We start from the raw sequence: 14,161 nt of genomic DNA on the forward strand, positions 1-14,161 counted from the left end.
TTCGCTTAATCAGGCAAAACCGCTCTTTTTTGAGCGGTTTTTGCGTGGCTGGACAGCTTCAAAAATTTTGAAACTGCTGATTCAAATAGAACGGGATTAAAATATAAATAAGTTTAGTCATAAATGATTTGAAGCAGTAATAGATTTAAGAAGTGATCCAATAGATTTGCAGAAAGCGAGGTGAAATGATGAATCAACAGAATCGTCATTACAAATTTGAGAATATTCCTTTACCTTATCCCTATGATGCTCTGGAACCTTATATTGATGCGAAAACAATGGAACTGCATCACGACAGGCATTTGCAGACATATATTGATAATCTGAATAATATTTTAAAGGATTATCCGGAATTGCAGGATTCTACATTAATTCAGTTGATATGCAATGCGGACCTATTTCCGGAAAACATACGGCAGCCTATCTTAAATAATGCAGGGGGCGTATATAATCACGATTTTTATTTCAATCAATTTGACGGGTCCGAGGATGAAGGCTCCGCCGATCAGCTGGCTATGGCAATAAACAATCAGTTCGGAAGCTTTGATGAATTTAAAAAGCAGTTTAAAGATGCAGCATTATCTGTCTTTGGTTCTGGGTACGCATGGCTGGTACTAAATCCGGATAATAAGGAACTGGAAATTATAACGACTGCCAATCAGGATACGCCGTTTCCTTTGAACCGGATTCCGATCTTAAATATTGATGTCTGGGAACACGCATACTATTTAAAACACTATAATAAAAGAGCTGACTATATTGACGACTGGTTCCAGGTAATAAACTGGAATAAAGTTTCAGATAATTATTTGAAAACTTTGGATTGGCTTCGATAAAAAAGGATCTGTATTAAATTGGAGGTATATATTATACTGACAAATTAGTACAGATTATTTTTTTTGTAAAATTTATGCAATAAAAGTAATAAAGTGTATTTATAATTGTAATTTAATGGTATAATGAAAAAAATATGTTTGGCATAATGGTACCAGCGATTTAAAAATATGAAGAGGTCGGGTATGAGTGTACAGAAAAAATTTATAATTATCGTATGTTCCATTTGTCTTGCGTGTATAACCTTGACTTCTTTTATCGGATATTCGGCAGCATCCGGTGAATTAAAAGCTAAGAGCACAGAAAATGCAGTGATTTTAGCCTCTGACTATGCCAATCAGATCGATAACTGGATCTGGGAAAAGGCGGTTTTTTTAAATACAGTTGCCGAATCTGTTATTTTGGTAGACAATTTAGATCGAAAATATTTACACACCTATTTTAACCAAATTCTCAAAAATTCTAATCCGGATCATTCCATTTATGATTTATTCTTTCAATACCCGGACAGTAATATGGTCTGTGCCACTGATTTCGTGCCGGACGGCAGTATGGATTACACCCAGAGAAAGTGGTATACGACCCCGACAACAACTCATAAATTATCGGTACAAACAGCCTATAAGGATACCGATACGGGGCGGGAGATCATTACGATTTCAAGAGAAATTGTGATTAATGGAAAGTTGGAGGGTGTACTTGCCGTTGATATTTTTGTGGATCAGATGATAGATACGATTAACGCCATGGAAGTTCCTGCTGATTCTTATGGGTTTTTGCTGGACAATGAAAATGGGCTGGTAGTTCATCCGAATGAAGACTATGGCTACGTGGATAATGCGCCTAATTCCTTGCAGAATTTAAGAGGAAATCCGTATGGCAAGCTGATTGATCAAATAGAGAGTGGAACCGATTCAAAAAAATTGCTTTGGATTCGTGATTATGACGGAAAAAAGAGGGCTTTTTTTATCAGTGATGTGGCGTGCTGCGGCTGGCATGTAGGCATTGCTATTGCAGAGAGTGCCTGGGCAAAGGATGTCAAAAATCTGCTGATTGAATTTGCGGTGATTATGGCCGTACTGTGCTTTGGTATAAGTATATTAAGCATTTCTGTAGTAGTTAAGGCCTTGCTTAAGCCCGTCAGCATGGCAGAATCCGCATCTCAGGCAAAATCGGATTTCCTGGCAAATATGTCTCATGAGATACGTACTCCTATTAACGCTATGTTAGGAATGAATGAGCTGATTTTGAGAGAGACTTTAAACGAAAATATTGAAAAGTATGCTTTAAATATTCGAAATGCAGGGAAAATGCTGCTTTCTCTGGTTAATGATATTTTAGATTTTTCTAAAATAGAATCAGGAAAGATGGAAATTACCCCAATAGACTATGAACTGAGTTCTATGCTCAGTGACTTGATCAATATGACTGCCACTAAAATAGAAGAAAAAGGACTTTCCTTAAAATTGGATATTGCACCGGATATTCCGCATAGGCTATGGGGAGATGAAAGGAAGCTTACCCAAATAATAGGCAACCTTTTAACGAATGCGGTCAAATATACCAAACAGGGCAGTGTGACTCTGCGCGTAAATTGGAAGGAAAAGGACAGTAATCATATACAATTGATTGCAGAGATAGAGGATACGGGCGTGGGCATCAAGGCAGAGGAACTGAATTTATTATTTATTTCTTTTACCCGTTTGGATACGGAAAAAAATAGGAGTATTGAAGGAACTGGTTTGGGCTTAAATATCACAAAGAGCTTGCTGGAAATGATGGAAGGAACGCTAAGTGTTAAAAGTGTTTATGGAAAAGGGTCTGTATTTACGGCCAGCGTTCCGCAGAAGGTTGTCAGCCGGGAAGGAATTGGGGACTTTCAGGAAAAATATGAACAAAGTGTTGCCCAGAGAAAGCATTATAGGGAAAGCTTTATAGCACCTGAGGGAAAGATACTTATCGTTGATGACAATGCCATGAATCTCGCTGTGGTTACGGGGCTTTTAAAAAATACGGAATTGAAAATCGATACGGCGTCAAGCGGAAAAGAATGCCTGGATAAAATAGCAAAGAATGTTTATCATCTGATCTTTATGGATCATATGATGCCGGACATGGACGGTATTGAAACCTTTGAGCGAATGAAGTCCATGAGCAATAACTTATGTGAAGCTGTTCCGGTCATTGCATTGACAGCAAATGCCATATCAAATGCAAAAAAAATGTATCTGGATTATGGCTTTACGGACTATATTTCTAAGCCGATTGAGGGAAGTAAGCTGGAGCGTATCTTAATTAAATATTTGCCTTCCGAGCTTGTACATGAGACGTCAGAATGGGAAAAGAGGGATATCCAATCTAATGTTCCAGTGCTTTTAGACGATCGATTAGGAGACTACATAAATGCTAAAATGGGTTTGTTTTATTCCGGCGAGGATGCAACAAATTATCATATGATTTTAAAAATATATAGAGATATGGGCTCAGAATCCATAGAAAAGATACAGGCGGCATATGATACAGAAAACTGGACGCTATATACGACTCTGCTTCACGCATTAAAAAGTACGTCGCTTGGGATTGGAGCAGAAGTGCTGGCTGAGAAGGCCAGACTTTTGGAATCTGCCGGAAAGTCTCCGGATAAGGTCTATATTTTACATAATCATGCACAAGTAGTAGAATTATATAAAAAGGTTCTTTTAGATATTACTGAATATTTGGATAAGCTTGAGAGAAAGCAAGGCTGTAAGGATAGGAAAGAAAAACTATCTGAACGGGAAATACAAAAAGAATTGCTAAAAAAACGCTTAATGGAGTTGGATGAGAAAATCAGTGATTTTGAAATGATACAGGCTCAAAAGATTCTAGGAGAGCTTTCAAACAGAGCGTATCAAGGCGAACGGCTAAATCCGTATATAACAGACATTTGTAAAAAACTTGACGATTTTGAGTATGAAGAAGCAAAAAAGGCAATCCATAGTTTAATAAAACAGCTATAGTCTTATGCTCTTTATGCTTGTAACTTGTTTCTGGAGGTAGGCACATGCAGCAAATGATTCTTATTGTCGATGATAACCGGTCAAACATAAAAATTGCTCAGACCATTCTGGAAAAAGAATATAGGGTGGCGGCAGCGCTGTCGGGTAAAAAAGCCATACAATTTCTGACACTGGCGGTACCTGATCTGATATTATTGGATATTTATATGCCGGATATGAATGGGTTTGAAGTGATGGAAGAATTAAAACTGCATAAAGAATGGAAAGATATTCCCGTGATTTTTTTGACTGCTAATTCAGAACCTAAGACGGAAGCCAGATGTTTTCAAATGGGTGCGGTTGATTTTATATCGAAACCATTTATACCGGAAGTGATAAAAAACCGGATAAACAGAACCCTGGAGCTGCAGGCGTATAGAAAAAATCTGGAAGATGCAGTAAAAAATCAGTCTCGGAAAATCTTACAGCAGGCGAGGGAGCTGGCTCATAAACAACAGGAGCTGATGGCGATTCAGCAGGAAGTCATCATAGGAATGGCGAATCTTATTGAAGGAAGAGACGGAAGCACCGGAGGCCATATAAAAAGGACAAGCCAGTATGTAGAGTTAATAGCAAGAGCTCTAAAGGAAAAGGGAATATTTTCAGATATTCTGACGGAGGAATACATTGAAAATCTTTGTAAGGCAGCGCCGCTGCACGACATTGGTAAAATATGTATTTCCGATGTTATTTTACAAAAACCCGGAAAGCTGACGGAAGAAGAGTTCGATATAATGAAAACACATGCGGAGCGGGGTGGTGAAGTGATACGATCTACCATGGCAAAGATTGAGAAACAAGAGTTTATTGATATTGCGTTTGATATTGCCACTTACCACCATGAAAAATGGAACGGCCAGGGGTATCCCAAGGGCTTGACCGGAAGAGATATTCCTTTGAGTGCGAGGATTATGGCCGTTGCCGATGTGTTTGATGCACTGGTATCCAAAAGATGTTATAAAGAACCTATGGATAGCGAGGAAGCTTTTGAAATTATAAAAGTCTCCGGCGGATCTCACTTTGATCCTGAAATATCAAATGTTTTCTTGGAATTACGGGACAGAGTGAAAGAAATCTCAAGGAATGATTAATCAAAATCGATCACTGTAATTTAAGAGTCCGCGTATGTAACCGCCCTGAACCTTAGCAGGCTTTGGGACGGTATTTTTTTTCTCTTCATAATATATGACAGAGCCCTCTAAGCCTTGGGGAGAGGTCGTTACGACTGCATAGGAACCCTTTGTCCCATCTGCGGGCAGAGTCAGGCTGCCGGGATTGATGAGATAAATATCGTCACATTGGACAAAGAGCGGTTTATGCGTATGCCCAAACAGTGCGGCAACACAGCCCTCTTCTTCCGCTCTATAAAAAATTCTGGGCATTCAGCTTTACATTTTCCATATGCCCATGAGCCAGATATAATTTACCGCATTCCGTATCCACTATTTTAAACGCTGCCGTACTAAAGGAATTGTCCATGTTGCCTTTTACAGAAATCACATCTATTCCAAGTGTTTTTTTCAATTCCTCGGCATCCTTTACAAAGTCGCCTAAATGAATAATGGCATCAATACCTGTTAAGGTCTTATAGATTTCGTAGACCTTGTCCAATTCACCGTGTGTATCGCTTATTACAAAAAACTTCAATTTTTTTCTCCTCCTGTATAATGAAAGTTAAAGGTCAGGCAGCCTTCTGTACTGTCTATATTGAATCTCAAAGAATCCGGAAGCTGTCTTTATTATATCAAATTTGCCTAGATCCACCATGATATTGTTCTGATCAATAAAAATAAAATCGCAGTTTATAAGCTTTATGGCTTTTTGAAGGGCAGTGCTGCCTGAAATAGCTGCTTTTAATGCCATGGACTGCATGATATTTCCCAGAGAGGAGACCTCTTCCTGAAAGGTAGCGTAAATACGCGTATAGTCCTCTGAAAACCGGAAGTCTTTAACAGAGAATACATATTTGGCTGAAATCGGACCTAATTGTTTTAAATGAAGCCTTAAATCCAGCAGGATACAATCGCCCTGGAACAAGAGCGTATAGTCCTTTAAGTAATCACGGACATTTTAATGCTCATGATCTTATCTTTTATCCCCACGTTGACCAGATAATCGGGTATTTTAAGCAAACCGTTTTCAATATCCTGATATTCAAAGTAATCTGTCAGAGCAAGGACTTCTTTTTTATTTTTAAGCAGAAAGGAAATTATGCTTTTTAGTTTTGCATCCGTTAAATTCAAAGTATCACCTCACATTTTTTCAAATTTGTTCTAACAAAAGCATTCCCTCAAATTCGCTAAACATAACACTGAATTCTTCAAATTTAAGATTTTTCGGTAGTCTAACGGAAAGGTGAAATGCTATGCCGTTGGAAGCAACAGGCCCGGACCCGCTGACATGGCTTTCAAGTACAAGGATATCCATCTTCTTCAAGGCAGCTATGAAAGCTTTAAAGTTTTGAAGGGAATCTATTTCTATGTATAAATTGATCATGCGGGCATTTTGATAAAAATAATTTTCAACCTTGGGAAGCAGTGCCAGACTTATAAAAATAAGAATTCCGGCAATGATTGCCCCGGAGTAAAATCCTATTCCGAGAGCAAGACCCAGACATGCAGAGGCCCAAAGGCCGGCAGCTGTGGTGAGTCCCTTTATTTTATGCTTTCCCGTCATAAAAATAGTTCCTACTCCAAGAAAGCCGACTCCTGTAATAACCTGTGCACCTAACCGGGCAGGGTCAGAGCCGGGAGCTAAATACTGAGAGATATACTGATTGGTAAGCATGGCCAGTGCAGCCCCTACACAGACCAAAATATGTGTTCGGAATCCTGCGGGGTGACTATTGGCGCCTCTTTCCAGCCCAATGGCTCCTCCGAATAAGACGGCAAGCAGCAATCGCAGTATGACCGACAGCAGATTCACGTCATAAAAGTAATGCGGCAGTTGAAATACAGACATAAAAAGACTCCTTTTTGTTGATATGTAGTATTTAAGTATATGTAATTGTACCATAATGTGTTAATATATACAAAAGAAAGTATTTTAAATTCGTATATGCGGAGGTCTAATATGTATCAACAGATTTTAGAAAAGAAATTGATTTTAGATAGCAGAAAACCGTATAGCACAGAAGTCAGAAAACAAATCAAAGAAATGGGGCGGTGCGACCTCATTTATACCTCTCTTCATTTAGATGGAAGCCCGATAAAAAAGGAGCAGCTCCAAAGAATTTTGCAGGGTGATGTGGTTCCGGAGGTCACATTGAACGATCACGTAGCCATTGAAAGGTACCTAGACACCTTAACGCTTATGGAAAATCTCATGGGAATGGAAAGTGATGTCAGTTTGAAAGTCATAGAAGAGCTTCATGGGATGAGCTGCGGGACAGATCGCACGGTGTGGCGAAAAAGCAACCCCATCCTGTATACACTGGATTACAATCCCCCTCACTGGCAGGAAATCAGGGAAAAGATGGAGCAGTTCATAAAGTGGTCCTATCAGGCAGAGGAGAAGCTGGCGGGAAACATCCTTTTAAAAGCAGCTTACCTGCACCATAAAATGATTGAGATCTATCCCTTTGAGCAGAACAGCGAATCTACAGCCAGACTGGTTTTGTATTATTCTCTTTTGCGAGACGGATATCCCATTTTTGAGCTTCGTTTAAGTGAATCTGAATATAATACTTCTATTATCGAATACTTGAAACATAAGAATATAGAACCTTTTTATAAAGCAGTGGAGCGGGGAATTTTCAATAAATTGGACGTATTGCTGCAAATGACAGAGGAATAACATAAAGGAGGATGCCTCTTCCGGATTTATTCAAATCTTTTGAGACACCCTCTTTTATTGCACTAGCGGATAAAATCGCCGCCTTTAAGGATCTTTCTTTCTAATGTATCGCTGCCCTTTAGTTCACCGCATTGCTGTTGTTTTTGAATAGCTCGGATTTTCAGAGGCAGAGAAAATAAATTGATAAAGCCTTCTGCGTCGCTTTGATTGTACACTTCATCTTTGCTGAAAGTAGCAAATTCTTCACTGTACAGCGAGTACGGAGACTTGGAGGCTACCGGAATGGCACTTCCTTTGTAGAGCTTTATTTTTACGGTTCCGGTCACTTCTTTTTGCGTGACGTCTACAAAAGCTGCAATCGCGTCTCGGATGGGGGTGAACCATAATCCGTCATAGACAAGCTGGGCATATTTCTGGGCTACAATATTTTTGTACTGCATGGTATTTCGGTCGAGAATCAGCTTCTCTAATGCAGCGTGCGCTTTGTAGAGAATAGTACCTCCGGGGGTTTCATATACGCCTCGGGACTTCATGCCTACGAGACGGTTCTCAACAATGTCTATGGTGCCCACGCCGTTGGCACTGCCCAGTACATTTAAAGCCTCAAGGATTTTGACGCCACTCATCTTTTCTCCGTTTATTGCAATCGGAATACCCTGCTCAAAGTCGATTTCCACAAACGTAGGCGTATCAGGAGCTTGTTCTACCGGTACGCTTAAGACGTGAATATCATCTTTATGTTCATTCCATGGGTTTTCGAGATTACCGCCCTCATGACTGATATGCCATATATTTTCATCTCTTGAATAAATTTTTTCCGTGGTCTGTGCAATAGGAATGTGGTGTGCCTTTGCATATTCAATCAAGTCCTCTCTGGATTCCAGATTCCAGATTCGCCAAGGGGCTATAATTTTAATGGCAGGGTTCAGAGCCTTGATCGTGGTTTCAAAACGAACCTGATCGTTGCCTTTTCCTGTACAGCCGTGGGCAATGATGTAAGCTCCTTCTGCTTCAGCAATTTCTACGAGTTTTTTTGCCATAAGAGGTCTGGCCATGGAAGTACCTAAAAGATAATCATTTTCATATATAGCTCCGGCTTTCAAAGTGGGCCATATATAATTTGTGACAAATTCATCCTGTATATCCAGTATGTACGCTTTTGATGCTCCGGTTGCGTATGCCTTTTTTTCAATCGCATCATAGTCTTCTCTTTGTCCGGCATTGCAGCAGACTGCAATGATGTCACAGTTATAATTTTCTTTTAACCAGGTCAGGATAATAGACGTATCTAATCCGCCTGAGTACGCCAGTACGATTTTTTCTTTTTCCATTTAAGTGCCTCCTACTTATTGTGCAAGGGTATCACAAATTTCTGATTTGCAGAAACCCACTGCGAATTTATACATAAAAAATATTAATTATTCGTAACTTAAAAAGATTATACATGGGTAAATCACAAAAATCAAGGCTTTTTTTGTGAAAACGAACTAAAATATATAATATACTTATAGAAACTAATAAAAATTAAAAAAAATGATTTTAATATCCAAAAAATGGGTGTATATAAAGTATATATAATATAAAAAGAAAGGTACAGTGGGATAAAACAATGTAGAAATACAAAAAATATGGTATACTTATCGTAAGTATGAATCGGCTATTTTTTAAGAAGCAGCTTCGGTTCAGGTGAATTATGATGAATTAGGGAGGAACGGAATGGATGGAATCTGAAAAACAGATTGATATAGAGTCCTTATGTTTGAAAATGAAAGAGTTTCTGGCATTTGAAAACATAAAGACGAATGTTTCCATGAGTGAATATACATCCTTCAGAGCAGGCGGAAAAGCCGCGGCGATGGCGGTGGTCGAAACGATTCCAGAGCTTAGGAGGCTATTAAATCTGCTGACTCAGGAGAAAGTCCCTCATATTATTTTGGGCAGTGGCTCCAATATCCTTGTAAAGGATGGGGGATATAATGGAATTGTTATTAAGCTTGGGCGCAGCTTTCATACTGTTCAAGCGGAGGAAAACGTGATTACGGCTTTTGCAGGCGCAAAAATATCGGCGGCAGCGAAAGAAGCTATGGAGCATGGTCTGTCGGGAATGGAATTTGCCAGTGGGATTCCGGGAAGTATTGGCGGCGGAGTCTTCATGAATGCGGGAGCCTACGACGGTGAAATGAAAGATATTATTCTATCGGTTCGAGCGATAACCAGCGATGGCACCAGAGAATATAGCCTTTCCGGCGAGGATCTGATGCTTGGATATAGAAGCAGTGTTTTTCAGAAAAACGGTGATATTATAATCTGTGCTGAGTTTCAGTTGGAGAAGAAAGATAAGGAGATGATTTCCGCGCGCATGAAAGATCTGATGGAGCGGAGAAATCGGAAGCAGCCCGTCAATCTGCCCAGTGCCGGAAGTTTTTTCAAAAGGCCGGAAGGATATTTTGCCGGAAAATTGATTCAGGACTCGGGCTTAAAGGGTTTGAGCGTTGGCGGAGCGCAGGTATCTCCGCTTCATGCCGGATTTATTGTAAATAATGGAAACGCCACCGCCACCGATATTTTAAAATTAATGAGACTCATACAAAACACAGTTTTTGAAAAGTTTGGTGTAAGATTGGAACCTGAGGTCAGAATACTTGGGGACTGATCAAAGATAGAAGGGAAGAGCGCCTGTGATGGAGAACAAAGATATTAAAGTGTATCAAGGATTTAGGATGATGTATGATTTACACACTCATACCATATTTTCTCATGGAAAGGGAACCATAAGAGACAATGTACTGGCTGCACTGGAACGGGGCTTGAACAAGATTGCGATTTCGGACCACGGGCCGGGTCATCTGACTTATGGAATAAAGAAAAGTGCTGTCCCTGAAATGAGAGAGGAGATTGAGCAGCTGAAAAAGGAATTTCCTCAAATTGATATTTGTCTCAGTGTTGAGGCAAACATTATTAACAGAGGCTCTTGTTTGGATGTAAGCCCGGATGAATTTCTGCAGTACGATTTTGTTATCGGAGGGTATCATTATGGTGTATTGAACGGATACTGCATAAGCAATTATCTGGAGAACCATAAAAAGAAAAAAAGCATGACCGATTCCAGGTCGGTAAAAAAGCTGAGAAGCAAGAATACGGAGATGACCGTAAAGGCCATTTATGAGAACGATTTAAAAATATTGACACATCCCGGAGACAAGGGGCCTTTTGATATACTGGAAATAGCAAAAGCGTGTGATGAGAGGGGAACGCTGATGGAAATAAGTACATGGCATGCGCACCTGACCGTGGAAGAAATCAAGACGGCTGCGCTTACCGGAGTGGGATTCATCATCAGCAGTGATGCGCATCATCCCAGCCGAGTGGGAGATTTTGAAGGCGGCCTGGACAGAGCGATGGAAGCCGGTCTTGATTTATCCAGAATTGTTAATATAGAAAGGGTATAAATTTCAATGGAAGCGGTAATTATAACGGGTTTATCCGGCGCAGGGAAATCCCAGGCAGCCAACTGTTTGGAGGACTTAGGGTACTATTGCATCGACAACATGCCCCCGGCTCTGATTAAAAATTTTATCACCTTGGCGATGAACGAAAAAAGTTCCATAGAAAAGGCGGCTTTTGTTACGGATATACGCGGCGGTGAATTTTTTGAGGAAATTAAACCCTGCCTGCAGGATCTGAAAGCGATGGGCCTGAATTTTAAAGTATTATTTTTAGAGGCGTCGGACGAAGTTCTGATCAGAAGATTTAATGAGACCAGAAGACAGCATCCGCTGGCAGAAGGAGGGGAAACCTTATCCGGGCTGAGACGGGAGCGGGAAGTATTAAAGGAAATAAGGGCGATTTCTGATTTTGTTATTGATACGTCCAATATGAAATCAGCAAAGCTCAGAGAAGAAATAAAAGATATTTTTGCAAAAGGCGAGGAGGCCGGATTTATTTTGAATATTTCCTCCTTCGGGTTTAAGCACGGGATACCTCTTGAAGCCGATATGGTTTTTGATATGCGGTTCATTCCAAATCCGTATTATGTGCCAAGTCTAAAAAAACTAACGGGAAACAGCAAAAAAATTCAGGATTATGTTCTTAAGTTTCCGGAAACGCAAAGCTTTATCGAAAGTGCGGACAAAATGATCACGGAAATGATCCCCTGCTATATACGAGAGGGAAAATATCATTTAAATCTTGCGTTTGGTTGTACCGGCGGACAGCACAGATCTGTGACCATGGCCAATGTTTTTGCAAAAAAATTTAAAGAGCAAGGTTTACGAATAACTATTGAGCATAGAGACCTCTAGTGGTATACTTATAATGGCTAGTTTCACAGCTAGAGATTAGCTATGCTGAATTTTTATTAATTAATTTAGGAGGGAAAATACTTATGGAAAAATTAATTATTTCAGCTGCTATATGTGGCGCAGAAGTAACAAAGGAACAAAACCCTGCTGTCCCTTATACAGTGGAAGAAATTGTAAGAGAAGCGAAATCCGCTTATGACGCAGGTGCATCTGTTATTCACCTTCACGTAAGAGAAGATGACGGAACTCCGACTCAGTCTAAGGACAGATTTCAGGTATGTGTAGATGCTATCCGAAAGGAGTGCCCAGAGGCTATCATTCAGCCTTCAACAGGCGGTGCAGTTGGTATGACTGATTTAGAAAGATTACAGTCTACAGAGATCGAGCCAACTCCGGAATTTGCTACATTAGACTGCGGTACTTGCAACTTCGGCGGAGATGATATTTTTATTAATACAGACAATACGATTATTAACTTTGCAAAGATCATGAAGGAAAGAGGCATTAAGCCTGAGCTGGAAGTATTTGAAAAGGGTATGATCGATACGGCATTAAAGGTAGAGAAGAAGGGATTCCTGACACGTCCTTTGCATTTTGACTTTGTACTTGGCGTTCAGATGTCTGCTACTATCCGTGATTTATTATTCATGTCCGAGAGTATTCCTGAAGGTTCAACCTGGACTGCTAGCGGACTGGGAAAGAACGCATGGAGCATAGCTGCTGCTACAATCGCCTTAGGCGGACATGTAAGAGTTGGATTTGAAGACAATCTTTATATGGAAAAGGGCGTTCTGGCAAAGAGCAACGGAGAAATGGTTGCTAAGGTTGTAGAATTGGCTAAGCTTCTGGGAAGAGAAGTTGCTACTCCTGCTGAAGCAAGAGAAATTTTAAGCCTAAAGCCACTGAAACAGGAAAAGCCAAAAAAGCAGAAGAAGTAATAAAAACATAGATAGGAGCGCTTCAAGCTGGTGATCAAGTTTGCGGCGCTCTTTTTTATATAAGCAGGAAACAGGGTTTCCTGCTTATATAAAAAAGAGGAGTACAGAGATATTATGTCATTTTCAGTTGATACAAAAAATGAATTAGCTCGATTAGAGCCGGAGAAAAAATGCTGTATGCTTGCTGAAATTGCAGGCTTTATTCGAATGTGCGGGAGCATTAGGCTGGCAGGCGGCGGTAAATTTAATATCATCATTACCACAGAAAATCCGGCCGTTGCAAGACACTTTAAAAAGATCATAAAAGATTATTTCGATGTAGATGCGAACCTTGAAATTGGACAGGGCACGACGCTAAAAAAAGGGCATGTGTATTTGCTGAATATCGGACCGGAGGAACGAAGCGAGCAGATCCTGCGTGAAACAGGAATCCTCATGGTTCGGGAGGGAATGAACTTCATAAGTGACGGAATTTATGAGGGTTTGATCAAGACCAAATGCTGCCGAAAATCCTACTTGAGAGGTGTGTTTTTGGGATCCGGAACTATCAGTGATCCGGAAAAAAGCTATCATATGGAATTTGTATGCAGCACTCAAACCTTATCTAACGATGTGAAAAAACTGATTAATAGTTTTGTGGATTTACATGCAAAACAAGTGCAGAGAAAGAAAAGTTATGTGGTATATGTGAAGGAATCGGAGCAAATCGCAGACATTTTAAATATATTAAAGGCGCATGGACAGCTGCTCAAGCTGGAAGACATCAGAATCATGAAGGAAATGCGTAACAAGACCAATCGAATCAATAATTGTGACAGTGCAAATTTGGATAAGACTTTAAATGCTTCTGAAAAACAGGTAGAAGCTATAAAATGGATAGACCAGAAAAAAGGATTGGATTTTTTGAATGACAAGTTGAAGGAAGTGGCTTTTCTGCGGTTGGAAAATCCGGATGCTACCTTGCAGGAGCTGGCAGATATGATGGAACCGCCTTTAAAAAAGTCCGGTGTAAATCATCGGTTAAAAAAGATAGAGGACATTGCGGAAAAACTGATATAAATAAGATGGAGAAATTTGCTGTCGAATGTCAAGTTTTTTTGAAAAAACATGGTATGCACAAAGGCAGTAAACCTGTGGATAACTTACTGTTGACAAATGTAAAAAAAGCTGGAATAAAGTAAAATCAAGGGATGTGTAAAATATAGTTATTCACAGGCTCCATGGGATAAAATTGTATACAATATTTGCGGATTAT

At 39.9% G+C, this 14,161-nt stretch carries 15 protein-coding genes; 9 read left to right on the plus strand and 6 right to left on the minus strand.

Annotation, left to right across the window (positions count from 1 at the left end; all coding sequences use genetic code 11):
* The first annotated feature begins 185 nt into the window (after positions 1-185).
* From EQM06_RS04475 to EQM06_RS04485, 3 genes are all read left to right on the plus strand, one after another.
* Complete coding sequence (locus tag EQM06_RS04475; RefSeq protein ID WP_330548366.1) at positions 186-836, plus strand: superoxide dismutase; 651 nt, start codon at positions 186-188, stop codon at positions 834-836.
* 183 nt (positions 837-1,019) lie between these two features.
* Positions 1,020-3,833 carry a hybrid sensor histidine kinase/response regulator gene (locus EQM06_RS04480; protein ID WP_164914347.1) on the plus strand — a complete coding sequence of 938 codons (2,814 nt, stop codon included), beginning with the start codon at positions 1,020-1,022 and terminating at the stop codon, positions 3,831-3,833.
* Between the two features lie 44 nt (positions 3,834-3,877).
* Complete coding sequence (locus EQM06_RS04485) at positions 3,878-4,963, plus strand: HD domain-containing phosphohydrolase (RefSeq protein ID WP_128745186.1); 1,086 nt, start codon at positions 3,878-3,880, stop codon at positions 4,961-4,963.
* Here EQM06_RS04485 and EQM06_RS13240 read toward each other — a convergent pair whose 3' ends face one another.
* The 5 genes from EQM06_RS13240 to EQM06_RS04510 are packed head-to-tail and all read right to left on the minus strand — an operon-like array spanning position 4,964 to position 6,833.
* Complete coding sequence (locus EQM06_RS13240) at positions 4,964-5,254, minus strand: metallophosphoesterase family protein (RefSeq protein ID WP_128745187.1); 291 nt, start codon at positions 5,252-5,254, stop codon at positions 4,964-4,966. It abuts the gene before it with no gap.
* Positions 5,235-5,519, minus strand: coding sequence for a metallophosphoesterase family protein (locus EQM06_RS13245; protein WP_128745188.1), 285 nt, complete (start codon positions 5,517-5,519; stop codon positions 5,235-5,237). The genes EQM06_RS13240 and EQM06_RS13245 overlap by 20 nt, the downstream gene beginning before the upstream one ends.
* A 27-nt stretch (positions 5,520-5,546) precedes the next feature.
* A complete protein-coding gene (locus tag EQM06_RS04500) occupies positions 5,547-5,909 on the minus strand; it encodes a hypothetical protein (RefSeq protein WP_128745189.1) in 363 nt (120 codons plus the stop codon).
* Positions 5,910-5,923: 14 nt separating this feature from the next.
* Positions 5,924-6,115 (minus strand): hypothetical protein, encoded by a 192-nt coding sequence (locus tag EQM06_RS04505; RefSeq protein ID WP_128745190.1) that lies wholly within the window; start codon positions 6,113-6,115, stop codon positions 5,924-5,926.
* 19 nt (positions 6,116-6,134) lie between these two features.
* Positions 6,135-6,833, minus strand: coding sequence for an MgtC/SapB family protein (locus EQM06_RS04510; protein WP_164914348.1), 699 nt, complete (start codon positions 6,831-6,833; stop codon positions 6,135-6,137).
* A gap of 111 nt (positions 6,834-6,944) precedes the next feature.
* Here EQM06_RS04510 and EQM06_RS04515 point away from each other — a divergent pair, with 111 nt between their 5' ends.
* Positions 6,945-7,667, plus strand: coding sequence for a Fic family protein (locus EQM06_RS04515; protein ID WP_164914349.1), 723 nt, complete (start codon positions 6,945-6,947; stop codon positions 7,665-7,667).
* A gap of 62 nt (positions 7,668-7,729) precedes the next feature.
* Here the strand turns inward: EQM06_RS04515 and EQM06_RS04520 are convergent, their stop codons facing one another.
* Positions 7,730-8,998 carry an argininosuccinate synthase gene (locus tag EQM06_RS04520; protein ID WP_128745193.1) on the minus strand — a complete coding sequence of 423 codons (1,269 nt, stop codon included), beginning with the start codon at positions 8,996-8,998 and terminating at the stop codon, positions 7,730-7,732.
* 389 nt (positions 8,999-9,387) lie between these two features.
* On the opposite strand from EQM06_RS04520, the gene murB reads away from it, so the two are divergent.
* The 5 genes from murB (at position 9,388) to whiA (ending at position 13,965) form a co-directional block, all read left to right on the plus strand.
* Entirely contained in the window at positions 9,388-10,320 is a 933-nt protein-coding gene (gene murB, locus EQM06_RS04525) for a UDP-N-acetylmuramate dehydrogenase (RefSeq protein WP_128745194.1), read from the plus strand.
* Between the two features lie 28 nt (positions 10,321-10,348).
* The gene (locus tag EQM06_RS04530) at positions 10,349-11,116 is read left to right on the plus strand and encodes a PHP domain-containing protein (protein ID WP_128745195.1); all 768 of its coding nucleotides are present in this window, start codon (positions 10,349-10,351) and stop codon (positions 11,114-11,116) included.
* Positions 11,117-11,122: 6 nt separating this feature from the next.
* Positions 11,123-11,968: an RNase adapter RapZ gene (gene rapZ, locus EQM06_RS04535; RefSeq protein WP_128745196.1), complete on the plus strand. Its 846-nt coding sequence runs from the start codon at positions 11,123-11,125 to the stop codon at positions 11,966-11,968.
* 83 nt (positions 11,969-12,051) lie between these two features.
* Positions 12,052-12,906 carry a 3-keto-5-aminohexanoate cleavage enzyme gene (gene kce / locus EQM06_RS04540; RefSeq protein ID WP_128745197.1) on the plus strand — a complete coding sequence of 285 codons (855 nt, stop codon included), beginning with the start codon at positions 12,052-12,054 and terminating at the stop codon, positions 12,904-12,906.
* A gap of 114 nt (positions 12,907-13,020) precedes the next feature.
* Complete coding sequence (whiA, locus tag EQM06_RS04545; RefSeq protein WP_128745198.1) at positions 13,021-13,965, plus strand: DNA-binding protein WhiA; 945 nt, start codon at positions 13,021-13,023, stop codon at positions 13,963-13,965.
* The last annotated feature ends 196 nt before the right edge of the window (positions 13,966-14,161 follow it).

Source organism: Aminipila luticellarii, assembly GCF_004103735.1.
In the GTDB taxonomy this organism is placed as follows: domain Bacteria; phylum Bacillota; class Clostridia; order Peptostreptococcales; family Anaerovoracaceae; genus Aminipila; species Aminipila luticellarii.